Here is a 25,347-nt window from a genome sequence, read left to right as displayed (position 1 = left end):
TCACTCAAGAATTAGCCCGGTAGCAGAACACTGGCGGACAGCTTTCATGCAAGACCGCTTAAAAAAGCGTGCGCATGATGCCCGAAACTACACAGCAGTTCAATGTTTACGCGGTTCAGCACCGCTTAAACGCTGCCATTTGCTAGCATGATTAGGCTCCGCGAAGCCCGCTAACCACGGTTGTGACTTTATCAATCACATAATCAATGTCTTGTTCGGTGGTAAACCGCCCAACACTAAAACGAATGCCACTGTGCGCCAGTTCAGCACCCATGCCCAATGCAGCTAGTACATAAGAGGGTTCGAGACTGGCAGAGGTGCAGGCCGAACCAGACGATACGGCAATATCATTCATCGCCATCATCAGGCTTTCACCGTCCACACCACCAAAGCTTACGTTGAGGTTACCCGGCAGACGTTTTTCCGGGTGGCCGTTCAGATACACGTTATCGAGTTGACGGATACCCGCCCATAGCTTGTCGCGAAGCGCAGCGATTTGTGGCATTTCTTCGCTCATGTTTGCACAAGCAATGGCAATGGCCTCACCCATGCCTACAATTTGATGCGTCGGCAATGTACCCGAACGCATACCCCGCTCGTGACCACCGCCGTGAATTTGCGCAGTAATGCGTGCCTTTGGACGACGACGCACATACAGCGCGCCAATGCCTTTGGGACCATAAATTTTATGCGCTGAAATAGATAATAAATCCACATCCAACGCGCTCATATCGACGGCAAGCTTACCCACAGACTGGGCAGCATCGACATGAAATAAAACCCCTTTTTCACGGCAAATTTTGCCAATCGCGGCAATGTCTTGTATCACGCCAATTTCGTTATTGGCGTGCATTACGCTCACTAATACCGTGTCGTCACGAATGGCATCTTTCACCTGCTGTGGTGTAATCATGCCCTGTTTGTCGACTTCAAGAATAGTGACTTCGCAGCCTTTTTTCGCCAGTGCATCACAGGTATCTAACACCGCTTTGTGCTCGGTGTTCACGGTAATGATATGGCGACCTTTTTCTGCGTTTGCTTCAATGGCACCCGCAATCGCTAGGTTATCTGATTCTGTAGCGCCGGAAGTGAAAATAATTTCACGTGGATCACAATTAATAGCGTCTGCAACCTGATTACGGGCAACATCTACCGCTTCTTCTGCGACCCAACCGTAACGGTAGGTCCGTGACGCCGGATTCCCGAAATTACCGTCGATGGTTAAACACGCCATCATTTTTTCTGCCACAAGCGGGTCTACCGGTGTGGTGGCGGCATAATCCAAATAAATAGGGTGTGAAACGTGATTGCTCATGACAACTGGATGCTTACCTTAATATCATCAAGTGGTTTGAGAACAGAGGTGTTTTTGTCCTGACGGCCTGCAACTTCCTGAACCTGGCGCTGCGACATCAATTCGCCAAGGGTAATTGAGTCGAGGAACACGCTAATGCGGTCGCTCAAGTCCTGCCACAGGCTGTGGGTAAGACAGCGTTCGCCGCCCTGGCAATCTGCCTGCCCCTGACAACGAGTGGCATCGACAGATTCGTCGACGGCGCGGATAACTTCACCAACCGCAATACGCATGGCGTCACGGCCTAACAAGTAACCGCCGCCGGGTCCGCGCACGCTGTCTACCAGCTTTTCTTTGCGCAACCGAGAGAATAATTGTTCAAGATAGGAAAGCGAAATTTCCTGACGTTCGGAGATGTCCGCCAGTGGCACGGGTCCACGGGTAGAATGTAGCGCCACGTCAAGCATTGCCGTGACCGCATAACGTCCTTTTGAGGTTAATTTCATGACTTTCTCCCAGCGTAATCAGGGCCGGAATTGTTACATTCCCGACTAAAATGGTCAAGTATTTAACCTAGTAATTTAGTCAAGTATTATCTATCAGGTTAATCAGATTTTTGGGTCAAAATCGTCGAGTACTTCACCCTGCTGTGGAATGACCGGATCGATACCGGTATCGGCAAAATCCTCGGCTTTAATGGCTTGTAGGTTATCTGTACATACGTCACCGCCAAGGGAACGTATCACACCGCACAATTCTTCCACTTTGCTGTCCATCTGATGGATGTGCTCGAGCATTACGCCCATGGCATTGGCCACCGGGTCAGGATTGTCGGTAGCGACTGCGTAAGCATCGAATCCGTATTTTTCAGCAATTTTATGGCGTTTAGCCACCCGTGCATCATCCGGTGCAGACTTCTGCGTTTTAATAATACGGCCAGGAATACCAACCACAGTGGCTCCGGCAGGCGTGTCTTTCACTACCACCGAATTTGATCCAATCTTGGCACCTTCTGAAATCACGATTGGACCGAGTACCTTAGCCCCGGCACCGACAACCACGTTGTTTTCCAATGTGGGGTGACGTTTTCCTGCTTTCCAGCTGGTTCCGCCCAACGTAACGCCATGATAAATCGTCACGTCGTCACCGATTATTGCGGTCTCACCAATCACCACGCCCATACCATGGTCGATAAAGAAACGGCGCCCCAAGGTCGCCCCCGGGTGAATTTCTACACCCGTAAGCCAACGACTGAATGTCGATAAACTGCGTGCCAGCCATTTGAAATCGTGGGTCCACAGTTTATGACTCACACGGTGCAGCCAGATAGCGTGCAGACCGGGATAGTTGGTCAGTACTTCAAACGTGTTGCGGGCCGCCGGGTCACGGTGAAAGACCCCTTTAACGTCTTCTTTGATTCCTGAAAACATGAGCCATACCTTACTTCACAGATTTATCGATGGATGACAGGATGCCGCGCAGAATATTAAGCTCTGCACTTTCCGGGCGGGCGCGGTTAAACAGGCGACGCAACTTGGTCATCACCAAGCCGGGGTGATTCTTTACAATAAAACCGGTGCCGGACAAGGTGCTTTCAAGATGCGTATAGAAGCGTTCAAGATCATCATTCAGTGGATAATCGTTCTCGGTCGGCGGGAATGATTCTTTTTCCAGCCACGCCATGCGTACTTCGTAGCATAATGTCTGAACGGCTGCGGCCAGGTTCAATGAGCTGTATTCAGGGTTTGCAGGAATACATACGTGGAAATGACACTGCTGCAGCTCTTCATTGGTGAGGCCGTTATTCTCACGTCCAAACACCAGCGCCACCGGATAATCAGGCACTTCTTCGATGAGTTTGCGACCGCAGCTGCGTGGTTCCAGCATGGGCCAGGAGTGAGTCCGCGAGCGCGCAGATGTACCGACCACCAGACCACAATCAGCCACGGCTTCCTGTAGGGTGGACACGGTTTTCGCGTTAGCCAGCACATCGCCGGCACCGGCTGCCAGCGCGCTGGCATGTCCGTCGGGTGCGCTTACTGGGTCGACAAGATAAAGGTTACTCAGGCCCATGGTTTTCATCGCCCGGGCTGTGGAGCCGATGTTGCCGGTATGGGACGTGTTAACCAATACAATTCTGATATTCTCGAGCATGAGTAAAACCTTTCACCTGTTTTGCGGGTGGCGGATAATAGCACAATAGCAATCTGGATGGCTATTTCGCTTCACGGCATGAGGGCGTATTTTTAACCGCTTGCCATTGCATATTTTATCTGCTCTGGTACACTTCGCGCGCTTTTGACGTGTATGGTCAAAATCCATACAGCGTTTATCCTGATCTTTTACAATTGGTGGTTTACTTATGCATCCTATGCTGAATATTGCGGTGCGCGCTGCGCGTGTTGCCGGAACAATCATTGTGCGCGGTTTTGAGAATCGTGCTGACCTGACTAAAGAAGAAAAAGGCGCCAATGACTATGTAACGCAGATCGACAGAGAAGCCGAAAAGGCGATTATCAACAAAATTCAGCAATCATTCCCGGATCACAGTTTCCTGGGTGAAGAGTCCGGCGAAACGCACGGCAAGGATTCAGATTTTCAGTGGGTTATCGATCCACTGGATGGAACCACCAACTTTGTAAAAGGTATTCCTCATTTCTGTGTCTCTATCGCTCTGCTGCACAAAGGCCGTCTTGATCAGGCGGTGGTTTTCGATCCTATTCGCAGCGAAATTTTTACTGCAAGCCGTGGTCAGGGTGCCCAGCTGAATGGTTACCGCATCCGTGTAACCAAGCCTCGCGATCTGACTGAAACAGTACTGGCTACTGCCCTGCCATTCAAAAATAAAACCCAGTTTGGTGAATACGCCTTAGGCCTGAATAAAATCTTCCACGAGTGTGGCGATATTCGTCGCGGTGGTAGTGCGGCGCTTGATCTGGCTTACGTTGCCGCTGGCCGTATGGATGGTTACTGGGAGCGTGGTATTAAAGCGTGGGACATCGCAGCAGGTGAACTGCTGGTGCGTGAAGCCGGCGGTCTGGTAACAGATTTTAAAGGCAACAACGACCCGCTGTACAAAGGTGAAATCGTCGCCGGTAGCCCTAAAGTGGTTCAGGGCCTGGTAAAGCATTTGAAGGGCTAAATACCTGAGAGAGTAAACCGTTTATACAAATTGCTGCCTAGGTTTATCTGTAAATAGATTGAGCGGCAAAACAGAATAAAAGCCAGCGGACAGTCGCTGGCTTTTTCGTTTGTAGCGCCAGGCGTTGTGCTTGCTCCACAGGTGAGTCATCTATCCCAGCTTAACATGCATTATCACACGTCCTTTCCGTTTCTTTCCGTTTTCCACGCTTTCTCATCGTCGGGCCAAAAAAAAGGCCGCGTGAAGCGACCTTTTAGATAAATAGTGAGCATCGCCTGTTATGGCAATGGGTCCATATCGGCACCTTCTTTCTCCACCTGCGGTGGCATCAGATCTTCTTTACTGATACCCAGCGCAAGTGCGACAGAGCTGGCAATATAAATAGATGAGTAAGTCCCCACAGCGACACCAAACAGCAGTGCAGTAGCAAAACCGTGGATTAGCGCCCCGCCTTTATAAAACAGCGCAACCAGTACCAGCACCGTGGTCAGTGAGGTAATGATGGTCCGGTTAAGCGTTTGCGACAGCGAGATATTTACAATCTCAGTAGGCTCGCCTTTACGGATTTTGCGGAAGTTCTCACGAATACGGTCACACACAACGATGGTATCGTTCAACGAGTAACCGATAACCGCCAACACCGCAGCCAGTACAGTAAGGTCGAATTCGATTTGCAGTACAGAGAACAGGCCTAATGTCAGAATCACGTCGTGAACCAGCGCAGCAACTGAACCCAGTGCGAAGCGCCATTCAAAACGCATGGCTACGTACACCAGAATACACAGCAGAGCCACTAACATGGCGAGACCACCCTGCTCTGTCAGTTCGTCACCCACCTGCGGCCCAACGAACTCGATACGTCGCATCTCAACGGCTTCACCGTCAGCGCGCAGTGCAGCGAGTACCTGATCGCCAATGGCAGAAGCTTTTACACCTTCCCGGGGGGCGATGCGGATAAGCACGTCCTGACTGCTACCAAAGTTCTGTACGACTGCGTCTTCAAAATCGGCACCGGCAAGCTCAGCACGGATTTTTTCCAGATTTGCAGACTCTTCATAGCCCACTTCAATCAGCGTACCGCCGGTGAAGTCCAGGCCCCAGTTGAGGCTATTCATGCCCAGCGATACGAGCGACCCTAAGATAAGAAGTGTCGACAGGACCATTGTCGCGACGCGCAGTCGCATGAAATTAACCGTATGGTTTAAAGATAATAATTGCATGATTACGGTTCCTTAAATCGGCAGCGACGTGACCCGACGTCCGCCCCAGATTGCATTGGCGATGACACGGGTAACCAGAATGGCTGTAAACATTGAAGTCGCAATACCAATCATCAGGGTAATTGAGAAGCCCTTAATCGGTCCCGTACCCACTGCGAACAGGATCATCCCGGCGATAAACGTGGTTACGTTAGCATCCAGAATGGTCGAGAAGGCACTGTCGTAACCCATATGAATCGCTTGCTGCGGGCTACGCCCGTCCCGAAGCTCTTCACGTATACGCTCGAAAATCAGTACATTGGCGTCAACCGCCATACCTACTGTCAGTACGATACCCGCCATACCTGGCAACGTTAGCGTCGCGCCCGGAATCATCGACATAACGCCAATAATGATGACCAGGTTGCTTATCAGCGCCACGTTGGCAATCAGACCAAACGCCTTGTAGTAGATGATCATGAAAACAAGAACCGCAGCCAGACCCCATACAATGGCCTGCATACCCATTTCGATGTTTTCGGCACCCAGGCTTGGGCCTACTGTACGTTCCTCAACAATCTGGATAGGCGCAATCAGTGCACCAGCGCGCAGCAGCAGTGACAGGTCGCGGGCTTCTTTCGGCGAATCCAGACCGGTAATCCGGAAGCTGCTACCGAGCTGTGCACGGATTGTCGCCACACTGATCACTTCTTCGTGTTTTTCAAATACCAGTTTACCGTCGGCATTACGCTCGCCGGTGGACTTGTACTCGATGAACACGGTAGCCATAGGCTTACCAATATTGCTGCGGGTAGAGCGCGACATCTTGTTGCCGCCCTCAGAATCCAGCGAGATGTTAACTTGCGGAATACCGTATTCGTCGACACCACTGTTAGCGTCAGTGATGTGGTTACCGGTCAGCATGATGCGTTTTTCCAGTAACTGCGGACGACCGTTTTGATCATCAATCAGCTGTGAGCCGGCAGGCACACGACCGTTTACGGCATCAGCGACATCGTGATCGAGGTCAACCATTCTGAATTCCAGAGTTGCCGTGGCGTTCAGGATTTCTTTCGCGCGGGCAGTATCCTGGATACCGGGCAGCTGCACCACGATGCGGTCAGCACCCTGCTTCTGAACCAGCGGCTCGGCAACACCGAGTTGGTTAACCCGGTTACGGATAATGGTGATGTTTTGTTTCACCGCATTATCACGGATTTCGCTCAGCTTAGCTTCAGAAAAAGAGGCGCGCAGGGTCATGCCCTCCACTTCTTCGAATGTCAGGTCGCGGTTCTGGTTACGCAGGAAAAATTCCGCGCTTTCCAGGGTATCCTGATCACGGAACTGAATATCCAGATAATTATCACGCTGGGTAACGGTGCGGTAGCGCAGCCCTTCTTCACGTAATGATGTTCTGAAACCACTCTCGGCATCTTCGAGCGACTTTTTGATGGCTTCGCTCATATCGACTTCCATCAGGAAGTGCACACCACCACGAAGGTCCAGACCCAGCTTCATCGGCGTACCGCCCAGATTTTCCAGCCACTCAGGGGTGTCCGGTGCCAGGTTCATGGCCACGTAATAGTCAGTGCCCAGTTCTTTTTCAAGCAGTTCACGGGCACGAAGCTGAGCATCTGAGCTGGTCAGGCGGACCAGGATTTGCTCACCCTCAAATTCGATTTCCTTAGCGGTGATATTATTATCGGCCAGCGTCTTCTTAACGCGGCTCACCATCTGTTCAGTCACTTTGCCGTCACGACCCGCAGAGATCTGAACGGCGTTATCTTCACCGTAAATATTGGGAAGTGCATACAAGGCACATAAGCCGATGATGACAATCGTCAGCAGCACTTTCCAGATTGAGTTTTTATTTAACACAGGAACTTCCTTTTACCGAAAAGCCGGGAAAAATCCCGGCTTTGGCAGTATTACTTAGATCGATTTCATGGTGCCTTTAGGAAGTACAGCTGATACAGCGGTCTTCTGGACAACAATGTTAGTCTCGTCGTTCAGTGCGATTTCGATGAAGTCTTTTTCTTCTGAAACCTTGGTGATGCGACCCACTAAACCACCCTGGGTAAGAATTTCGTCACCTTTACCCAGTGATGAAACCAGATTCTTGTGCTCCTTTACTCGTTTTGCCTGTGGGCGATACAGCAGGAAGTAGAAAATCAGACCAAATACACCCAGCATAATGAGCATTTCAAAGCCGCCGCCCTGTTGAGCACCACCAGCGGATTGCGCGTAAGCATCAGAAATAAACAAGCTCATAAATTCCTCTTTTAACGTTTGTTGTTATAGTGCCGGTACCGGCATGTCTTTTTGTGCGTAAAACTCTTTCACAAAACCTTCCAGGTCATCTGCATCGATGGCATCGCGCAGCCCCTGCATTACACGCTGGTAATAACGAAGATTGTGAATAGTGTTCAGGCGAGCGCCCAGAATCTCATTACACTTATCGAGATGATGGAGATATGAGCGGGAATAATTTTTACAAGTGTAACAATCACAATTCTCATCCAGTGGCGAAGTATCATTACGATGTTTCGCGTTGCGGATTTTTATCACACCTTCAGTGACAAACAAATGACCGTTACGGGCGTTACGGGTTGGCATTACGCAGTCGAACATGTCGATACCGCGACGTACCGACTCAACCAGATCTTCCGGCTTACCCACGCCCATCAGGTAACGGGGTTTATTTTCCGGAATCTTAGGCGCCGTATGCTCAATGATGCGGATCATGTCTTCTTTCGGCTCACCCACAGACAGACCGCCTATGGCATAACCGTCAAAACCAATCTCTTCCAGACCGGCCAGAGAAATATCACGAAGGCCTTCGTACATGCCACCTTGCACGATACCGAACAGTGCAGAAGGGTTTTCACCGTGGGCTTCTTTACTGCGTTTCGCCCAGCGAAGTGACAACTCCATAGAGATACGTGCTTCCTGCTCGGTAGCGGGATACGGCGTACACTCGTCGAAAATCATCACGATATCGGAGCCCAGATCACGCTGGACTTCCATGGATTTTTCCGGCGTGAGCAGAATTTTTTCACCGTTAATCGGAGAACGGAAGGTTACGCCTTCCTCCGTGATTTTGCGCAGATCGCCAAGGCTGAATACCTGGAAACCGCCAGAATCGGTAAGAATAGGCTTGTCCCAGTGCATGAAATCATGCAGGTCGCCATGCTGTTTGATGATGCCAGTACCAGGACGCAGCATCAGGTGGAACGTATTCCCCAGACAAATATGCGCGCCACTGTCTTTAAGCTCTTCCGGCGTCATGCCTTTCACGGTGCCATAAGTGCCTACAGGCATAAAGGCCGGCGTTTCTACCACGCCTCTGTCGAAAACCAGACGGCCGCGTCTTGCTTTGCCGTTGGTCTTAAGTAGTTCAAATTGCATTAAAAACGATATCCTGAACTCGACTGCGCCCGGTTCGGACGCGTGGATAAATAAAAATTTGGCGGCGATTATAACAGTTTCAGCGCACAGATCATGCTCTAGAGCGCGCCGGACGTAAAATTAACCGCAAGTCACTGTCAGTAGTACAGTGAACGCCTATTCAGCTTTTTCAATAAACATGCTGTCGCCATAGCTGAAGAAGCGGTACTCCTTCTCAATCGCGTCTTGATACGCTGCCATGACATGCTCGCGGCCAGCAAATGCGCTAATTAACATCATCAACGTGGATTCCGGCAAATGGAAATTGGTAAACATGGCATCGATGATTTTGAAATTGAAACCTGGATAGATAAAAATATCGGTATCGTCAAAGAACGGCGCAATCAGTTCATCACCCGCGGCTTTAGCAGCAGATTCCAGGGAGCGAACAGATGTGGTACCCACTGCGATTACGCGGTTGCCAGCAGCTTTGGTTTTCAACACCACATCCACCACCTCTTTAGGCACTTCAGCATATTCAGAATGCATGATGTGGTCATTGATATTCTCAACTCGCACAGGCTGAAAGGTGCCCGCTCCCACGTGAAGAGTGACAAAAGCCAGATTCACGCCCTTGGCACGCAGTGCAGTGAGCATTTCATCATCGAAATGCAGGCCAGCAGTCGGCGCGGCAACCGCACCAGGTTTCTGATTGTACACGGTCTGATAACGTTCTTTGTCACTGCTCTCATCAGCACGGTCGATGTAGGGTGGCAATGGCATATGACCGTATTGCTCTAATTGCGACAGCACCGAAGCATGCTTTTCAAATTGCAGCAGGAATAATGCCCCTTCTCTGCCGGTAACGGTCACTTTCACGTTGTCTTCAAGCAAAAGTTCGGCGCCTGGCTTGGGAGATTTACTGGCGCGGACATGGGCAAGAACCTGATGGTCGTCTAAAATACGTTCTACCAGTACTTCGATTTGACCGCCAGTGGCCTTTCTACCACGCAGGCGAGCCGGAATGACCCGGGTATTATTGAACACCAAGAGATCGCCGGGATTTACCAGTTCGAGCATCTCTGCAAACTGGCGATGTACCACCTCGCCACTGGTGCCGTTAAGGCACAAAAGGCGGCTGGCACGACGTTTTTCGGTAGGATATTTCGCAATCAGACGTTCCGGCAATTCGAAACTAAAATCAGATAATTTCATTTTTCACTTCAAAATCAGCACATTAAAAATCATAAATACATATCAGTATATTTTTTTATAACTCTTTATATTTCGCAATACGCATAAATATTATACAACGACGACTTAAACGGTTAAGCTTTGGACAGATAGTGATGATGTTCTCCCAAACAAATCCTATTCTGACCCGACTATTTAGTCGGGTTTTTTTTGCTCAAAATTAAGCAAATGCATAACAAAGCGTCTGCGCAAGAGACGCTCACGTCATAGAAAAAGATCGACAGAACCTACTAGAAAACTAATCTGCATCACTGTTGAGATCTTGCAGTATGTCATCCAACGCTTGCATAGCAATGGGACGGGCGTTCAGAACCATCATTATCTGTAAAAATAAGTCGGCACCCATAATACCTTTATTTACCTTGTTTCGCAGGTTATCTGCGCTCTGCTCCACGCCGATTTCCGCCAATCTGTCGCTAAGTGTCTGATATTTAAAACCTCTCATAGACATTTCCGACTTCACCAAACGAGCAACAGCTTGCCGCCAGTTGTTTTTTGCCATAAGAAAAACCACCATTTGTGAGTTATTTTTTACAAAAACACACTTTTTTACACATAAATGAGGTATTGATTATTGACTACTTTGCCCATACTTGTCTAGACTGAGCCTCGTGAATGTTGTCGGGCACACAAAAAGTCGTTTACAGTGTTGTCGACATTTTCGCTTCAATCGTAAAGGAGAAACATTATGACGTGGGATCTGGAAAAAATTGAATCCCTCTTGCAAGAACATGACGACTTCGTCATTACCCGTGAAGCAGGTTGTTTGCTCATTGCCAATCAGGATGGCATTGACGCCTGGCTGGCCATCAGTGGTGAGCAAATTCTGGTAGAGAGCTTGCTGTTTCCGGCATCGGAAGTGACAGACCGCGCAGCGCTAAACCATGACATCTTGTCCACACACATGGTATTCCCGCTGACAACGGTGGGTATTTCCACCATTAACGACGAAGAATATTACACCGCTTTTGGCGCACTGAGTGCGCAGTCGAAACCGGAAAGCATTGTTATTGAAGTAGAAACTCTGTTTCAGAATGTGGCGTCATTCCTTGATGCCTATGAAACACATTTACAGTAAACCTGGCAGGAGAAGCGAATGTCTGTTTGGAAAAAATTAATCACAGCAGTAAAAGGTGGTGCCACTGAAGCCGCTCAGGCCGTGGCTGACAGTCAGGCTATACGGATCCTGGAACAGGAAATCCGTGAAGCAAAAGAAGAACTGCGCAAGTCTGACCATGCAAGAACCCAAATTCTGGCGAAATGCAAATTGTCTCAACAAAAAGTAGATAGCTTCAGTGCATCAATTGCTGAATACGAAGCGCATGCACGTAAAGCCGTTGATACTGACCGACAACTGGCACTGGATTGCGCACAAAAAGTCGCGGATTTAAAAGCGGAACAGGAGCAGGAACAACAGTACCTGGACCAGTTCAAACAATCGGAAAAGCAATTAGCAGGCAATATTCAGCAAGCCAAAGCTAACCTGCGTCGCCTGGAACAACAGGTCGATATGGTGAAAGCCACTGAAAGCGTGCAAAAAGCACAGGTTGCCGTCTCTTCACGTCACATGGGCGCGAACAGCAAAATGAAAACGGCGACGGAATCTTTGTCCCGCATTCAGGACAAGCAGAAGATGCGCTCTGCTGAGCTGCAGGCGGCTGAAGAGCTGGCAGCGGAAGAATCCACCAGCGATTTGGAAAAACGTTTGGCAGACGCTGGCATCAAAGGCGGAAAAACCTCTGCCGACGATGAACTGAGCCGCATTCTCGGTAAGTAAGTACTAAATTTATAGGGCGCTGTTTAGCGCCCTTTTTAGTTATCTTGCACCAGAATTCTGTTTTGCGTCATACTAGAGCCGCAAACTTGTCGCATTAACACTATCGCATTAACAAGGGACGTTACCTTTCACCATGTCGTCGTGGGTTCATTTACGCAAATTAATGTTGCGCTATTTCTCTGAATCGCGCTGGTACACCATTGCCATCATTACTCTGCTGTATGGCGTTATAGCCTGGCTGTTGCTTAGTGCTGCCGGTGAAACCACGCTCACAAACAATGAAGACTTTTTCTATTGGATGGCGGTTACCGCATCCACCGTAGGTTATGGTGATTTATCACCTGTGACATATGCGGGGAAATTAATCGTCGCGCTTTATGTCATCCCTGTCGGACTCAGTATTTTTGCCATGGTAGTCGGCCGGATTGCAGCTTGGGTAAGCCATCATTGGCAAAGAGGATTGTTAGGCATGAAACCATTACATCTGGAAAATCACATTCTGGTCATTGGCTGGAACGAGAAAAAAACACTGCTGTTACTCGATTTGTTACTTAAAGAGCGTGATGCCCTTCCTGATAAACCCGAAATCGTGCTTTGCGTAAAAGCCGACATCCATAACCCCATGCCGGATAAAATTGAGTTTGTAAAAGTAGACTCTTTTAACCGCGATGAAGATATGGATAAAGCGTGTGTTGCCACTGCGAGAACCATTCTGATGGATAACCCGCATGATGACGTAACCATGACCACCGCGCTTTATTGCACTAACCGAAACCCAGATGCCCATAAAGTGGCTTATTTCACCGACGATACCTTAGTGCCGTTGCTACAAATTCACTGTCCGAAGGTGGAATGCACCCCGTCGGTGGCGGTTGAGATGTTAGCAAAAGCCGCCTTCGATCCCGGCTCTAGTACCCTGCATCACGATCTCATCAGTGTCGATGATGGCCAGGCACAATTCTCAGTTCAGGTTCCCGACGATGTCCGTCAACTTTCGGTGGAACACGTCTTCAGTAATCTAAAGCGTTATTACAACGCGATTCTTATTGGGTATGCTCCTGGTGGTGTTTATAAAAATGTGGTCTTGAACCCTGACCTCTCGCACACCATATCCGGTGGAGACAAATTGTTTTATATCGCTGGCGGCCGCTTAAATAATATCGATTGGCAGCGACTCGGAGACTAATTCATGTTCTCAAAATTATTCGGCAATAAAGATAAACAGGAAAAAAAGCCTAAGGCTCCGGAAATCATGGGCCTGTATTTGGGTGGCTCTTTTGAGCTAGATGATTTGAAATTAAAGCTGCTCGAACCGCAACTCACCATTGAGGGTGCCGCACGCTCTCAGTTAATTCAAGCCGCGGGTGAGGCGCCTCTCGATAGTGGCGGTACCCTACTGCGTTTCTATACCGATGATGACGGTTTTCTACAGGTTGTGACTGACGGTGGCCTGACTGAAAATCACATTACCGATGTCAAACTTTGGTACTTTTACGAAACCAAAACCATTGGCAGTGAAGCACAATGGAAAGAAGCGCTGGCGTCTGTCATATCCCAACCCACCTATACGTTAAACGGAAACGTTTTTCATCGCGTATGGGATGCGGTTGGTGAGATATCTCCTCCAGTGGCGGTTACAGAAACCACCTACGAGGAAGATGATGATGTGAGCACGACCGATCAGTTTATGATGCTTTACGAACGCCCCATCGACAACGGCAGAACTGAATCATTACTGGTGGTAGGTGAAGAGAAAATTGTCGGTAATAATGCAGACCGCTGCCTGGTGATTAGCACCGGATTCGACATTGAACCTGCAGATATAACAATAAACGGTTAATTAAGGACTACTACATGGAAGCCATTCTTGAATCACTCTCTGGGCTGGATAACTTCGCCCTCTACTTTGTCATCTCTATTGCGTTTCTCTTCATTTTTAAGGTCGTTTACGCCTTTGTCACCCCGCATGACGAATGGAAACTGGTAAAGGAAGACAAAAATGTAGCGGCGGCTGTCGGTTTTGGCGGTGCACTGATTGGTTTTGCCATCGCCTTGTCTGGCGCGGCGTCAAACGCAGTATCCATTATTGATTTCGCGCTGTGGGCGGTGATTGCCATCGTGGCGCAGTCTTGTGCGTTTGGTCTGCTTCGCTTTACGTTTATGCCCAAAATTGCAGAACGCATTAACAACAACGAAGTGTCTGCGGGCATCATGCTGGCAGCCATGTCTATTGCGGTAGGTTTGTTGAATTCTGCCTGTATGACTTATTAGTGGGGAGCGCATTATGACCCAGAAAAGAAGCCGTCATATCGACCTGTTTAAAATGCGTAAAGGCTTTATGCTCAAGCCGTTGGCAGTGGGTATCGCAGGCATCATGTCTTCGGGTTGCGCCGATGACCGCCAAGACGCGCAAATATACACCTCCGTGGATGATTGCAAACGTGATTATCCTGATGCGGTGGAAAAATGTGAAGCCGCCTATCAGACCGCGCTGGATGAAGCCGCCCGCACCAGTCCTCGTTTTAGCACTGAATCTGATTGTGAATACGAGTTTGGCGCCAATCAGTGCCGCGAAATGAACTCTGGCAGTGGCAGCTTCTTTATGCCGTTCATGGCCGGTTACATGGTGAGTCAGTTGTTGTCGCCGCGCCCCTATTATTCGCAGCCTATTTATACGTCTTATTCGCCTTACTCACCGTTCCGCTCTCGATGGATCACTGCCGACGGCTATGTGTTTGATGGTGATATCCGTAAGCGGAATTACAAAGTCAGCCCCTCTGTTTACAAACCGAAGCCGACGGTCACCCGGACGGTGAATCGCGGTGGATTCGGCAGTTCTGTTCGCGCTAAATCTAGCTGGGGAAGCAGCAGTCGTTCCGGTGGCTGGGGCGGCTAGATAGGTGCTTCGTATTCCTATCAAGCAGCGGCTAGACTGGCAACAGCAAGCCGCTGAGTACGGTTTTCATTTCCACACCATGTACGGTGAACCTTACTGGGATGAATCGGCTTATTATCAGTTTTCACTTCAGCAAATTGAAAATGATATTGAGGACCCTACCGCCGAGCTTCATCAAATGTGTTTGCAAGCGGTAGAAAAAATCCATGCTGATGAACAGTGGTTGCAAAAATTTCGCATTCCCGAGCAGCACTGGGATTTGATTTATCATAGCTGGCGCGACGAAGAGCCTTCCTTATATTCCCGCCTTGATTTGGTTTACGACGGAAAAAGCACGGCAAAGCTGCTGGAGAACAATGCTGACACGCCCACTTCACTTTACGAATCAGGCTTTTGGCAATGGTTATGGCTGGAACAGCAGGTTGATCGGGGCAACTTGCCAAGGCACGCCGACCAGTTCAATTCTGTGCAGGAAAAGCTGGTTAACCGATTCAGCGAAATTGCCGCTTACTACCAAATAAATCAAATGCACTTTGCGTGCTGTCAGGATACCGATGAAGACCGTGGCACTGTGCAGTACCTGCAGGATTGCGCCGAGGCCGCAGGCATCATTAGCGACTTTATCTTTATCGAAGATATTGGCCTGGGTGACACAGGTGTGTTCACCGATCTAAAAGACAACCCTATCACCGATTGCTTCAAGCTTTACCCTTGGGAATTTATGCTGCGAGAAGCGTTTGGCGACGCCCTTTCAGAAGCGGGTACGCACTGGATTGAACCGCCTTGGAAGGCACTATTGTCTAATAAAGCGCTGCTTCCTTTGCTTTGGCAGATGTTCCCAGACCACCCCAACCTATTACCGTCTTGGTTTGCTGAAGACACACCGGCTTTGTCCACGGGCAAGTGGATCAAAAAACCACTGTTTTCCCGGGAAGGTGCCAATATCAGCATCATCGACAATGGTAAGCAAACCGATTTATCTGACGGTCCGTATGGAGAAGAGGGATTTATTGTTCAAGCCTACCAAGCGTTGCCGCAGTTTGCTGAAAACTACACACTGATTGGCAGTTGGCTAATTGATGACATGCCTGCAGGCATTTCGGTACGGGAAGACAGTTCTATGATCACGCAGGATTTGTCCCGATACCTGCCCCACATTATCGTCTGAATCAGCACACCGGCTCCGCCGGTTAGTATGAGAAATACCTGGCATACACTGCGATGCCTGACGGAGAGTTATGTCAGTACTTAAAAGACAGTTTCGTTTTATTGCCATTGTCGCCCTGGTCCTTATTATCTTGGAAGCGATAAACGTGCTTACCGCTAACAGTTTAAACATCTTCGGTGTTATACCCCGAGAGCTGCATAGCCTGCCCTTTATTTTTACCGCCCCCTTTCTTCACGGCTCGCCGAGTCACCTCATCACTAACCTTGTGCCCCTTTTGCTGTTTATGTGGCTCATCATGCAGTGGGGCAATAAAACGTTCTGGCTTACTACACTCACGGTTTTTTTGATTGGTGGGCTTGGCGTATGGTTGTTCGGACGCTCTGCTATTCATATCGGTGCCAGTGGCATCGTCTATGGCTATTTTGGCTTCTTGTTGTTAGCAGGCTTTCGAAGTAAACAGGTGCACTATCTGGTGATATCCGTATTGGTTGCCTTACTTTACGGCGGCATGTTATTCGGCATCTTCCCCACTAAAGCCTTTGTCTCCTTTGAGTATCACTTATTCGGATTTATTGGTGGCCTCATCGCAGCATGGTATTGGGTGAAGTAGCTGATTCCCGTATACTGAACTCAACGTCGTACAGATTAGATATTATGAGTAGCACCACAGAACCTCAAAAACAGCAAAACCAGGGCTTTTTTGGCAACCTGGCATTCAACATCGTCATTCCCGTCGTTATCATGTCTTACGGCAGTGGTGATGAGTACCTTGGTCCAGCCTGGAGTATCGTAGCGGCACTGGCATTCCCTATTGTTTATGGCATCTGGGATTTAAAACAGTCAGGTAAAATTAATGGATTTTCCATTCTGGGCATTGTTAGCGTAATTCTCACCGGTGGTATTAGTCTGCTAAAACTGCCCGCAGAATACATCGCCATTAAAGAAGCCACCATTCCTGCTCTGATTGGTATTGCAGTGCTGGTAACACAGTTCAGCAAAAAGCCGCTGGTGAAGATGTTGATCCTCAACGATCAGATCATCAACTGGGATAACCTTAACAAAGCGCTGGACGAAAAAGGCAAGCAAGGTGAGTTCAGGAAGAAAATTGCCATAAGCTCGTATATTGTCGCCAGCTCATTCTTCTTATCCTCTGTGCTGAACTACGCGTTAGCGAAAATCATTCTTGTGAGTGAGCCAGGAACCACGGCTTACACCGAAGAATTAGGTCGTATGACCATGCTAAGTTACCCGGTAATCGTTATTCCCAGTATGATTCTGCTAGTAACGGCCTTGTGGTATTTATTCTCGCAGATAGGCAAATTGACGGGCGAAGAACTGGACAATTTCCTTAATCAATAAGAGGCGGAGCAACAAGCCCGTTATTTTTTAATCCCGTTAAAAAAGCCGCTTCAAAATCATTTGAAGCGGCTTTTTGCGATATGTGTAATTACTTTTATTTGGCTTCCAAATATTGGAAAAACGTTCTCGCAATGTCCGTGTTGTCTAACTGACCCGCAAACGCGTGCGCACCTGCGCCAAAAGCGAACACTTCCACATCACCCCCAGTGTGCCCGCCTGTAGTCCAGCCTGTATTGGTTTTCTCGTCGAGAAAAGCCTTCAGAGCCGTTTCCCGGGCTTCAAAATCCGGTAATGCGGCAATGTCTGTGACTCTTGCCGTGTCATCACCTTCAAAAGTAAATCCAAGCTGTGCTTCCGCATACCCTGCGGGTGAGTCTTCACTTACCATATTTACCGCGATGGACGATACCGATGACTGCATGTTGCGCAAATATTCTGGGTGCCATTCGTACACACCGTTCGCACCAATGGTCAGTCCGCCCGTACTATGATCTGCGGTTAGCACAACCAGGGTATCAGGGTGAGCGACGACATAATCGTGCAGGTAAGACATGGTCACTGACATATCGTCCATTTCAGCCATGGCAGAGCCAATATCATTAGCATGGCCAGCCCAATCGACCTGACTCGCTTCTACCAACAGGAAAAATCCTTCCGGATTCTCCAGATGCTTAATGGCATGCTCAGTCATATAAGACAAACGGTGATGATTCTCGTCATCAAGGGCAGCCGGTAGCCCCACTGGCGCAAACAACCCAATAACATCAGAACCGGCAGGGACAGAGGCCAGTTCATCATAGCCCTCTACAAACTGATAACCGTTATCAGTAAATGCAGTCACTAAGTTACGATCTTCCCGCACGAAGTACTGCGTTCCTCCGCCCAGCATGACATTGGCAACGAAGTGGCCGTTTACCTTATCGTCATAAAAACTATCGGCGATGGCATCGTAGTTTTTACGACTTTCATTATGGGCAAGATAAGAGGCAGGTGTAGCATGATTAATTTGCGATGTCACCGCAACACCGGTTCGCATACCCAGCTTCTTCGCACGTTGCAGCACAGACTCAACAGGCTGCTTATTGGCATCCACCCCAATTGCACCGTTGTAAGATTTCACACCGGTCGCTAAAGCTGTCGCGGCAGCGGCTGAATCAGTGACATAGCCAGATACAGCAGCAGGATAGGTAGAGGCATTACCAACCAGGATTTCGTCCAGAATACCGGTTTCGATTGCGGGTGTAGACGGATCGTCAGCATAAATACGGTAGGCTGTGGTATAGGCAGGTCCCATACCGTCCGCAACCACCATAATAATGTTGTGAGGAATGCGTTTGTCGTTAGTGAGTGTTGTGTCGCTTGTTGTGGCGATATCGGTGCTCGTACAACCTTGCACGAGAGCCAGCCCGATGATCGGGCACAGGCTTAATTTGTTGAACATCTTATTATCCATGATTTGAAACTGCGTAAAGTGTAAAACACATCTACAGCGCAACCAATGTGAATTCCGTGAGTCATCAAAAATTCACGAAAGACGATAAAATGAAGTTGGAAGTCTGGTATTTACGCGTTGCTCAGAATTTCGCGCATCCTTTGTTGCGCCACGTCCACTAGCATATCTGGCTGGAATTTCGAAATAAAACGGTCGCACCCCACTTTTTCAACCATGGCCTCGTTAAAACTGCCACTTAAAGAGGTATTCAGTGCTACGAACAAGTCACTCATTCTGGGATCACCACGTACCTCAGCGGTTAGGCGATAGCCGTCCATCTCAGGCATCTCCGCGTCGGTAAACATTAGCATAATTAACTCTGAGGGACGTTTGCCTTCATCGGCCCAGGATTTCAATAGTGCGAGCGCTTCTACACCGTTAAAACACTCTAAGCAAGATAGACCAATTTGTGCCAGAGTATCTTTGATCTGCTTTCTGGCTGTGGCGGAATCGTCCACGACCAACACCTGACGCCCTTTCATGGCTTCTACCACTTGCTGGTCAAGCACCCCTTGCGAAATTGAAATGTCGTAATCAATGATTTCGGCTAGCACTTTTTCCACATCAATAATTTCGACCAGTTCCGTTTTACCCTCAATTTCAATCTGACTGATGGCGGTAAGGTAGTTTGATTTACCAATTGTTTTAGGAGGCGGCTGAATGTTTTGCCAGGAAGTGTTCACAATGCTGAGTACGTCACCAATCAGAAACCCCTGAACCGAGCGATTATATTCAGTAATAATCACATTTTTAGCGTGAGTTGAATCGCCACCATTTTTCATACGAATGGCACTACGCAAATCGATGACAGGAATAGAGGAACCACGATAATTGGTTACCCCGGTCAAATTTCCATGGGATCCGGGCATGACGTTCATCTTAGGAACGTTAATCACTTCCTTTACTTTAAACACATTCATAGCAAACGCCTGACGGGAGCCAAGCCTGAACATAAGAAGTTCAAGGCGGTTTTCTCCTACCAGGTTGGTTCGCTGGTCGACACTATTAAGAATACTGCTCATGTTATCTCTCTTCATGCATTGCTTATCTAATAATAGGGCCTATCGCACAATATTTCTCCCTTTAAAAATCACCGCCGCTGAAACCAATAACGTCAACTTTCACAGGCACCTGCATTTAACATTCATGAAACATATGATGAGAATGAAGATTATATATTTACGTTATTCTTACAACGGCACTAGGATGATTGTGAGCTAACGAGAGCGCAGTGCAGCGTAATCGCCTAAACAACATATTTGAGTTAATTCGGGAGAGACCTCTATGTCGCAATATCAGCAAGATATCGATACTATTGCTACGCTAAAAGCCGCGCAGAAAGGAAGCTGGGAAGGTATTAACCCAGAGTACGCCGCACGCATGAAAGCACAGAACCGTTTCAAAACTGGTCTGGACATTGCCAAGTACACTGCCGCTATCATGCGCAAAGATATGGAAGAGTATGATGCCGACAGTGCAAGCTACACGCAGTCTTTAGGTTGCTGGCACGGTTTCGTAGGTCAACAAAAAATGTTGGCTGTAAAGAAACATCACGGTACTACCAACAAAAGTTATCTGTACCTCTCTGGCTGGATGGTTGCAGCCCTGCGTTCTGAGTTCGGCCCACTGCCTGACCAATCAATGCACGAAAAAACCACCGTTCCTATGCTGATTGAAGAGCTTTACACTTTCCTGCGTCAAGCTGATGCACGTGAACTGGGTGATCTGTTCAAACAATTAGATGCAGCACAGGCAAACGGTGGCGATGTAGCGGCTATCCAAGCACAAATCGACAATTTCGAAACGCACGTAGTACCTATCATTGCTGACATCGACGCCGGTTTCGGTAACGAAGAAGCCACTTATCTGTTAGCGAAGAAAATGATTGAAGCGGGTGCTTGCTGTATCCAGATTGAAAACCAGGTATCCGATGCTAAGCAGTGTGGTCACCAGGACGGTAAAGTTACCGTTCCTCATGAAGACTTCCTGGCGAAAATCAACGCGGTTCGTTACGCATTCTTAGAGCTGGGCGTAGACGACGGTGTTATTGTTGCCCGTACTGACTCATTAGGCGCCGGTCTGACACAGAAAATCCCTGTATCTACCGCACCTGGCGACCTGGCTTCTCAGTACAATGCATTCCTGGACACTACTGAAGTTTCTGGTGCAGATGACCTGTCTGATGGCGACCTGGTTATCAAACAAGACGGCAAACTGGTTAAGCCTGTTCGTCTGCCTAATGGTCTGTTCAAGTTCAAAGCAAATACTGGTTTCGACCGCGTTGTTCTTGACTGTATCACTTCTCTGCAACACGGTGCTGACCTGCTGTGGATTGAAACTGAAAAACCTCATGTACGTCAAATTGGTGACATGGTTGACGCGATTCGTGAAGTTATCCCGAACGCGAAACTGGTTTACAACAACTCACCGTCTTTCAACTGGACACTGAACTTCCGCCAGCAAGTATTCGACGCATGGCAGGAAGAAGGCAAAGACGTATCTGCTTACGACCGGGCGAAATTGATGTCTGCAGAATATGACGACAGTGAACTGGCTGCAGCAGCAGATGCGAAGATCCAGACCTTCCAGCGTGATGCATCACGTGAAGCAGGTATCTTCCACCACCTGATCACGTTGCCTACTTACCACACTGCGGCACTGTCTACTGACAACCTGGCGCAAGGTTACTTCGGTGACGAAGGTATGCTGGCATACGTTAAAGGTGTTCAGCGTAAAGAAATTCGTCAGGGTCTGGCGTGCGTTAAGCACCAAGCCATGGCTGGTTCTGACCTGGGTGACACCCACAAAGAGTATTTCTCTGGTGAAGGCGCACTGAAAGCTTCAGGCGACGACAACACCATGAACCAATTTGATGTGTAAGCATACAGGTTCCTAACCTCTGGCTCCTTCGGGAGCCTTTTTTATATTCACCGATTTTATTATTTTCTGGACTATAATTACGGCAATTTTAAATCCAGAGCCTGGCTGATTGTTAACTTCGTACCAAAGTATCAGTGCTTAAGGCGAACATTGGGCAGAAAATCTGCGACCATTAGTCATCTGTTCAGTGAAACCGATTCGATTATAATAGTTAAACAGAATAATCCTGATATGGGGCATTAGAAGCATGAATATAGCCAAAGTGGATCTGAATCTTCTGGTTTATCTCGACGTATTGCTTAGAGAAGGCAGTGTGACCCGGGCAGCAAATCAGCTGAGCATTACTCAGCCAGCCATGAGCAATGGTTTGAAGCGTCTGCGGGATTTGTTTAAAGACCCGCTACTGGTGCGAACCAGTGAAGGGATGACGCCGACCAAACGAGCGCTTGAGTTACAACCGGTTATCCGCGATGTGTTAAGTAAACTGGAAAGTTCTATTCAGCCAGAAACGGATTTTGACCCGGCTACCAGCGCACGCACTTTTCGCATTATGACCAGTGACTATGCTGAAAGTACCTTGCTACTTGAACTCGTTGGTCGTCTCGGCAAACTGGCACCGAATATCACCCTCGATTTAATTACCCCCAGTGACGTCACTTTCCATGATGTGGAACAGGGCAAGGTTGACATGGCCATCAACCGTTTCGATGAACTTCCCCTGTCGTTCCACCAAAAAGTGATTTGGTATGACAGTTTCAGCTGCGTACTGGCGGCGTCACACCCTCTTGCTGAACAGAAATGGGATTTGGAAAGCTATCTCAGCGCCCAGCATATTTGGGTAAGCAAAACCGGTTTTGGTGTAGGCGTGGGTATCGACCCCAATGAAGTACAAAAACTGGGCTGGGTAGACGCAGAGCTCACGAAGCTCGGTAAACAACGGGCTATCCGAGTATTTACTCGCCATTACCATGCTGCACTGCAAATAGCGAAAACACAAAACTTGGTGGCAACCCTACCCAGCAAAGCAGCTCGTTTGTTTAAAGACGACCCCACTGTGATTGTGAAAGAGCCGCCCTTCGACATTCCCCCTATTGCATTGAAGATGGCCTGGAGCGCCCTACTCCATCACGATGCAGGTCACATTTGGCTACGCCGACTCATCGGTGATCTCGCCGCTGAAATGAGCAATATGTAATCAATGACTGCCATAATTCATAAGGGTTATGGCAATCATACAAACCATAAATTAAAAATACGCTTCAATACCCTCTACACTAACCATTCATTAAAGAGTAGAGGTCATTATGAAAGGTTACATTCAACACGGAAGGCTTCAGGTTGCTGAAGTGCTCAACACATTCATCAATGAACAGGCAATGCCAGGCACCGGCGTAGATAGCGCGGCATTCTGGACTGATTTCGAATCTCTGCTTGTCGACCTCGTTCCAGTCAATCAAGCGCTTCTTGATAAGCGCGACCATCTGCAAGTGTTAATCGACGAATATCACAAGGCAGGCAAGCCAGCTTTCGGTGACGACTACCTGCAGTTTCTTCGCAATATCGAATATTTGCAACCCGAACCCGCTAACGCTGCGGCGACCACCACTAATGTAGACTCTGAAATTGCCACCATGGCTGGGCCTCAACTTGTTGTGCCGATTAATAACGCCCGCTATGCACTGAATGCGGCAAATGCTCGCTGGGGTAGTCTGTACGATGCACTGTACGGTACCGACGTGATCAGCGATGACGGTGGCGCAGAGGCCGGTTCAACCTATAACCCTGTTCGTGGTGACAAGGTTATCGCTAAAGCAAAATCGCTGCTCGATACAATGCTACCGCTTGAGAATGCCTCTCACACAGGTGTCACTGCGTACACCATCAACGGTGGAAAACTGGCAGTAATCTTAAAGGACAGTGAAACCACGTTACAATCAGCGGAACAATTTATCGGCTTCCAGGGTGAAGCCAGTGCACCCACCGCTCTGCTGTTTAAACACAATGGTTTGCACTTTGAAATTCAGATTGATGCTGACAGCTCTATCGGCAAAGCCGATCCTGCCGGCGTAAAAGATGTGCTGGTAGAAGCCGCTCTGACCACTATCATGGACTGCGAAGATTCTGTTGCCGCCGTTGATGCTGAAGATAAAACCCTTGTATATAGCAACTGGCTGGGCCTGATGAAAGGCGATCTGTCGCTGACTATGGACAAAGGCGGCAGAAAAATTGTGCGCGCTATGCAGTCAGACCGGGAATACACTGCCGCCAATGGCTCTGACACAGTGACGCTCTCAGGACGTAGCCTGATGTTTGTTCGCAATGTAGGCCATCTAATGCGTAACGATGCTATTTTGCTAGATGGTGAACCGGTATTTGAAGGCATTATGGACGGCGTAATCACCTCGCTCATCGCCAAACATGATTTGCTCGGTAACGGTAAATTCAACAACAGCCGCACCGGCAGTATTTATATTGTTAAACCGAAAATGCACGGTCCCGAAGAAGTGGCATTCGCCAATATATTATTCGGCCGTGTGGAAGACATGCTCGGTTTGAAACGCGACACTTTGAAAATGGGTATCATGGATGAAGAACGTCGCACCAGCATCAATTTGAAAGCGTGTATTGGTGCCGCGTCATCGCGAGTCGCGTTTATCAACACCGGTTTCCTCGACCGCACTGGCGACGAAATTCATACTTCAATGCAGGCAGGTCCATTTGCGGCCAAAGGCACACTGAAAACCATGCAGTGGATCACCGCCTACGAAAAAGCAAACGTGCAAACGGGTTTAAAATGTCAACTCTCCGGACGTGCGCAAATTGGTAAAGGTATGTGGCCTATTCCAGATCAGATGGCCAACATGATGGAAGCTAAAGTAGGACACCCCAAAGCGGGCGCCAATACGGCGTGGGTACCTTCACCAACCGCAGCAACCTTGCACAGCCTGCACTACCATGAGGTTGATGTTTTTGGCCTGCAGTCAAAGATGGGTGAACAGGATTACGACGGCATTGCCGACATCCTCACTATTCCGCTGATGCCAGAAGGCGCTTCTTTAACCCGTGAGGAAATCCAACGAGAAGTTGACAACAATGTGCAGGGTATTCTTGGTTATGTTGTTCGTTGGGTTCATCAGGGAATCGGTTGTTCTAAAGTGCCAGACATTAATAATGTCGGTTTAATGGAAGACCGCGCGACACTACGGATATCCTCTCAGCACCTCGCTAATTGGTTAGTCCATGGCATTATCACCGCCGAACAGGTAGATGCGTCCTTAACGCGCATGGCGACACTGGTTGACGAGCAAAATCAGGGCGACAGTGAGTACATTCCTATGACCCCAGACCTCACCTCTTCTATTGGCTTTAAAGCCGCCCGAGAGCTGATCTTTGATGGTGTTTCACAACCAAACGGGTACACCGAGCCCCTTTTGCACCAACGACGGAAAGATATGAAAGCATCCCTGAATTCATAGTTTTATGATTTCTTGATTAACGC

25 protein-coding genes are annotated in these 25,347 nt (G+C 48.6%); 13 read left to right on the top strand and 12 right to left on the bottom strand.

The genetic code is table 11. The annotated features are described in order from the left end of the window. Positions 1-151 precede the first annotated feature (151 nt). The 4 genes from ACXAGX_RS06965 to trmJ all read right to left on the bottom strand — a co-directional run bounded on the left by ACXAGX_RS06965 (position 152) and on the right by trmJ (position 3,448). Positions 152-1,315, bottom strand: coding sequence for an IscS subfamily cysteine desulfurase (locus tag ACXAGX_RS06965; protein ID WP_474824435.1), 1,164 nt, complete (start codon positions 1,313-1,315; stop codon positions 152-154). Further along, entirely contained in the window at positions 1,312-1,800 is a 489-nt protein-coding gene (gene iscR, locus ACXAGX_RS06960) for a Fe-S cluster assembly transcriptional regulator IscR (RefSeq protein ID WP_070125702.1), read from the bottom strand. Before iscR ends, ACXAGX_RS06965 begins: the two co-directional genes overlap by 4 nt. Before the next feature lie 102 nt (positions 1,801-1,902). After that, positions 1,903-2,724 (bottom strand): serine O-acetyltransferase, encoded by an 822-nt coding sequence (gene cysE / locus ACXAGX_RS06955; RefSeq protein WP_474837415.1) that lies wholly within the window; start codon positions 2,722-2,724, stop codon positions 1,903-1,905. 10 nt (positions 2,725-2,734) lie between these two features. After that, positions 2,735-3,448 (bottom strand): tRNA (cytosine(32)/uridine(32)-2'-O)-methyltransferase TrmJ, encoded by a 714-nt coding sequence (gene trmJ, locus ACXAGX_RS06950; protein ID WP_474824431.1) that lies wholly within the window; start codon positions 3,446-3,448, stop codon positions 2,735-2,737. A 208-nt stretch (positions 3,449-3,656) separates the two neighbouring features. Between trmJ and suhB the strand changes: the two genes are divergently transcribed. After that, a complete protein-coding gene (gene suhB, locus ACXAGX_RS06945; protein ID WP_474824429.1) occupies positions 3,657-4,436 on the top strand; it encodes an inositol-1-monophosphatase in 780 nt (259 codons plus the stop codon). 278 nt (positions 4,437-4,714) lie between these two features. On the opposite strand, the gene secF is transcribed toward suhB, so the two are convergent. The 6 genes from secF to ACXAGX_RS06915 all read right to left on the bottom strand — a co-directional run bounded on the left by secF (position 4,715) and on the right by ACXAGX_RS06915 (position 10,778). Next, positions 4,715-5,656 (bottom strand): protein translocase subunit SecF, encoded by a 942-nt coding sequence (gene secF, locus ACXAGX_RS06940; protein WP_474824427.1) that lies wholly within the window; start codon positions 5,654-5,656, stop codon positions 4,715-4,717. 12 nt (positions 5,657-5,668) lie between these two features. Next, the gene (gene secD / locus ACXAGX_RS06935) at positions 5,669-7,513 is read right to left on the bottom strand and encodes a protein translocase subunit SecD (protein WP_474837413.1); all 1,845 of its coding nucleotides are present in this window, start codon (positions 7,511-7,513) and stop codon (positions 5,669-5,671) included. A gap of 54 nt (positions 7,514-7,567) precedes the next feature. Continuing rightward, complete coding sequence (gene yajC / locus ACXAGX_RS06930; protein WP_474824423.1) at positions 7,568-7,906, bottom strand: preprotein translocase subunit YajC; 339 nt, start codon at positions 7,904-7,906, stop codon at positions 7,568-7,570. Positions 7,907-7,930: 24 nt separating this feature from the next. Then, on the bottom strand, positions 7,931-9,043 hold the full coding sequence (gene tgt / locus ACXAGX_RS06925; RefSeq protein WP_474824421.1) for a tRNA guanosine(34) transglycosylase Tgt: 1,113 nt from the start codon (positions 9,041-9,043) through the stop codon (positions 7,931-7,933). A 156-nt stretch (positions 9,044-9,199) separates the two neighbouring features. Further along, complete coding sequence (queA, locus tag ACXAGX_RS06920; protein ID WP_474824419.1) at positions 9,200-10,237, bottom strand: tRNA preQ1(34) S-adenosylmethionine ribosyltransferase-isomerase QueA; 1,038 nt, start codon at positions 10,235-10,237, stop codon at positions 9,200-9,202. Positions 10,238-10,514: 277 nt separating this feature from the next. Further along, positions 10,515-10,778, bottom strand: coding sequence for a DUF6471 domain-containing protein (locus ACXAGX_RS06915; protein WP_474837412.1), 264 nt, complete (start codon positions 10,776-10,778; stop codon positions 10,515-10,517). A 186-nt stretch (positions 10,779-10,964) separates the two neighbouring features. On the opposite strand from ACXAGX_RS06915, the gene ACXAGX_RS06910 reads away from it, so the two are divergent. From ACXAGX_RS06910 to ACXAGX_RS06870, 9 genes are all read left to right on the top strand, one after another. Beyond that, positions 10,965-11,354 carry a DUF2170 family protein gene (locus ACXAGX_RS06910; RefSeq protein WP_070125692.1) on the top strand — a complete coding sequence of 130 codons (390 nt, stop codon included), beginning with the start codon at positions 10,965-10,967 and terminating at the stop codon, positions 11,352-11,354. An 18-nt stretch (positions 11,355-11,372) separates the two neighbouring features. Further along, a complete protein-coding gene (locus ACXAGX_RS06905; protein WP_474824413.1) occupies positions 11,373-12,053 on the top strand; it encodes a PspA/IM30 family protein in 681 nt (226 codons plus the stop codon). Between the two features lie 133 nt (positions 12,054-12,186). Next, positions 12,187-13,239 carry a potassium channel family protein gene (locus ACXAGX_RS06900; protein ID WP_474837409.1) on the top strand — a complete coding sequence of 351 codons (1,053 nt, stop codon included), beginning with the start codon at positions 12,187-12,189 and terminating at the stop codon, positions 13,237-13,239. Between the two features lie 3 nt (positions 13,240-13,242). Beyond that, the gene (locus ACXAGX_RS06895; protein WP_474837407.1) at positions 13,243-13,893 is read left to right on the top strand and encodes a YjfK family protein; all 651 of its coding nucleotides are present in this window, start codon (positions 13,243-13,245) and stop codon (positions 13,891-13,893) included. 14 nt (positions 13,894-13,907) lie between these two features. Beyond that, a complete protein-coding gene (locus tag ACXAGX_RS06890; protein ID WP_474824407.1) occupies positions 13,908-14,324 on the top strand; it encodes a DUF350 domain-containing protein in 417 nt (138 codons plus the stop codon). Positions 14,325-14,337: 13 nt separating this feature from the next. Beyond that, positions 14,338-14,949, top strand: coding sequence for a DUF1190 family protein (locus ACXAGX_RS06885; RefSeq protein WP_474824405.1), 612 nt, complete (start codon positions 14,338-14,340; stop codon positions 14,947-14,949). 4 nt (positions 14,950-14,953) lie between these two features. Beyond that, on the top strand, positions 14,954-16,117 hold the full coding sequence (locus ACXAGX_RS06880; protein ID WP_474824403.1) for a glutathionylspermidine synthase family protein: 1,164 nt from the start codon (positions 14,954-14,956) through the stop codon (positions 16,115-16,117). Between the two features lie 70 nt (positions 16,118-16,187). Then, entirely contained in the window at positions 16,188-16,727 is a 540-nt protein-coding gene (locus ACXAGX_RS06875; protein ID WP_070125685.1) for a rhomboid family intramembrane serine protease, read from the top strand. Positions 16,728-16,771: 44 nt separating this feature from the next. Further along, positions 16,772-17,476 carry a VC0807 family protein gene (locus ACXAGX_RS06870; protein WP_070125735.1) on the top strand — a complete coding sequence of 235 codons (705 nt, stop codon included), beginning with the start codon at positions 16,772-16,774 and terminating at the stop codon, positions 17,474-17,476. A gap of 94 nt (positions 17,477-17,570) precedes the next feature. Here ACXAGX_RS06870 and ACXAGX_RS06865 read toward each other — a convergent pair whose 3' ends face one another. Then, positions 17,571-18,917 carry an alkaline phosphatase gene (locus ACXAGX_RS06865; RefSeq protein ID WP_474837404.1) on the bottom strand — a complete coding sequence of 449 codons (1,347 nt, stop codon included), beginning with the start codon at positions 18,915-18,917 and terminating at the stop codon, positions 17,571-17,573. Positions 18,918-19,039: 122 nt separating this feature from the next. Further along, positions 19,040-19,990: a chemotaxis protein CheV gene (locus tag ACXAGX_RS06860; protein WP_474837402.1), complete on the bottom strand. Its 951-nt coding sequence runs from the start codon at positions 19,988-19,990 to the stop codon at positions 19,040-19,042. A 262-nt stretch (positions 19,991-20,252) separates the two neighbouring features. Here ACXAGX_RS06860 and ACXAGX_RS06855 point away from each other — a divergent pair, with 262 nt between their 5' ends. From ACXAGX_RS06855 to ACXAGX_RS06845, 3 genes are all read left to right on the top strand, one after another. Further along, on the top strand, positions 20,253-21,848 hold the full coding sequence (locus ACXAGX_RS06855; protein ID WP_474824395.1) for an isocitrate lyase: 1,596 nt from the start codon (positions 20,253-20,255) through the stop codon (positions 21,846-21,848). A gap of 247 nt (positions 21,849-22,095) precedes the next feature. Continuing rightward, positions 22,096-23,043, top strand: coding sequence for a LysR family transcriptional regulator (locus tag ACXAGX_RS06850; protein ID WP_474824393.1), 948 nt, complete (start codon positions 22,096-22,098; stop codon positions 23,041-23,043). A gap of 109 nt (positions 23,044-23,152) precedes the next feature. Next, entirely contained in the window at positions 23,153-25,324 is a 2,172-nt protein-coding gene (locus tag ACXAGX_RS06845; protein WP_474837400.1) for a malate synthase G, read from the top strand. Positions 25,325-25,347 lie beyond the last annotated feature (23 nt).

It is taken from the genome of Alteromonas sp. ABV4_515 (genome assembly GCF_056160345.1).
This window is presented reverse-complemented; position numbering and strand designations above follow the sequence as displayed.

Coding starts and splice junctions, on each gene's coding strand:
- ACXAGX_RS06965 (WP_474824435.1), bottom strand. CDS start 1,315: ATGAGCAATCACGTTTCACACCCTATTTATTTGGATTATGCCGCCACC.
- iscR (WP_070125702.1), bottom strand. CDS start 1,800: ATGAAATTAACCTCAAAAGGACGTTATGCGGTCACGGCAATGCTTGAC.
- cysE (WP_474837415.1), bottom strand. CDS start 2,724: ATGTTTTCAGGAATCAAAGAAGACGTTAAAGGGGTCTTTCACCGTGAC.
- trmJ (WP_474824431.1), bottom strand. CDS start 3,448: ATGCTCGAGAATATCAGAATTGTATTGGTTAACACGTCCCATACCGGC.
- suhB (WP_474824429.1), top strand. CDS start 3,657: ATGCATCCTATGCTGAATATTGCGGTGCGCGCTGCGCGTGTTGCCGGA.
- secF (WP_474824427.1), bottom strand. CDS start 5,656: ATGCAATTATTATCTTTAAACCATACGGTTAATTTCATGCGACTGCGC.
- yajC (WP_474824423.1), bottom strand. CDS start 7,906: ATGAGCTTGTTTATTTCTGATGCTTACGCGCAATCCGCTGGTGGTGCT.
- tgt (WP_474824421.1), bottom strand. CDS start 9,043: ATGCAATTTGAACTACTTAAGACCAACGGCAAAGCAAGACGCGGCCGT.
- queA (WP_474824419.1), bottom strand. CDS start 10,237: ATGAAATTATCTGATTTTAGTTTCGAATTGCCGGAACGTCTGATTGCG.
- ACXAGX_RS06915 (WP_474837412.1), bottom strand. CDS start 10,778: ATGGCAAAAAACAACTGGCGGCAAGCTGTTGCTCGTTTGGTGAAGTCG.
- ACXAGX_RS06910 (WP_070125692.1), top strand. CDS start 10,965: ATGACGTGGGATCTGGAAAAAATTGAATCCCTCTTGCAAGAACATGAC.
- ACXAGX_RS06905 (WP_474824413.1), top strand. CDS start 11,373: ATGTCTGTTTGGAAAAAATTAATCACAGCAGTAAAAGGTGGTGCCACT.
- ACXAGX_RS06900 (WP_474837409.1), top strand. CDS start 12,187: ATGTCGTCGTGGGTTCATTTACGCAAATTAATGTTGCGCTATTTCTCT.
- ACXAGX_RS06895 (WP_474837407.1), top strand. CDS start 13,243: ATGTTCTCAAAATTATTCGGCAATAAAGATAAACAGGAAAAAAAGCCT.
- ACXAGX_RS06890 (WP_474824407.1), top strand. CDS start 13,908: ATGGAAGCCATTCTTGAATCACTCTCTGGGCTGGATAACTTCGCCCTC.
- ACXAGX_RS06885 (WP_474824405.1), top strand. CDS start 14,338: ATGACCCAGAAAAGAAGCCGTCATATCGACCTGTTTAAAATGCGTAAA.
- ACXAGX_RS06875 (WP_070125685.1), top strand. CDS start 16,188: ATGTCAGTACTTAAAAGACAGTTTCGTTTTATTGCCATTGTCGCCCTG.
- ACXAGX_RS06870 (WP_070125735.1), top strand. CDS start 16,772: ATGAGTAGCACCACAGAACCTCAAAAACAGCAAAACCAGGGCTTTTTT.
- ACXAGX_RS06865 (WP_474837404.1), bottom strand. CDS start 18,917: ATGTTCAACAAATTAAGCCTGTGCCCGATCATCGGGCTGGCTCTCGTG.
- ACXAGX_RS06860 (WP_474837402.1), bottom strand. CDS start 19,990: ATGAGCAGTATTCTTAATAGTGTCGACCAGCGAACCAACCTGGTAGGA.
- ACXAGX_RS06855 (WP_474824395.1), top strand. CDS start 20,253: ATGTCGCAATATCAGCAAGATATCGATACTATTGCTACGCTAAAAGCC.
- ACXAGX_RS06850 (WP_474824393.1), top strand. CDS start 22,096: ATGAATATAGCCAAAGTGGATCTGAATCTTCTGGTTTATCTCGACGTA.
- ACXAGX_RS06845 (WP_474837400.1), top strand. CDS start 23,153: ATGAAAGGTTACATTCAACACGGAAGGCTTCAGGTTGCTGAAGTGCTC.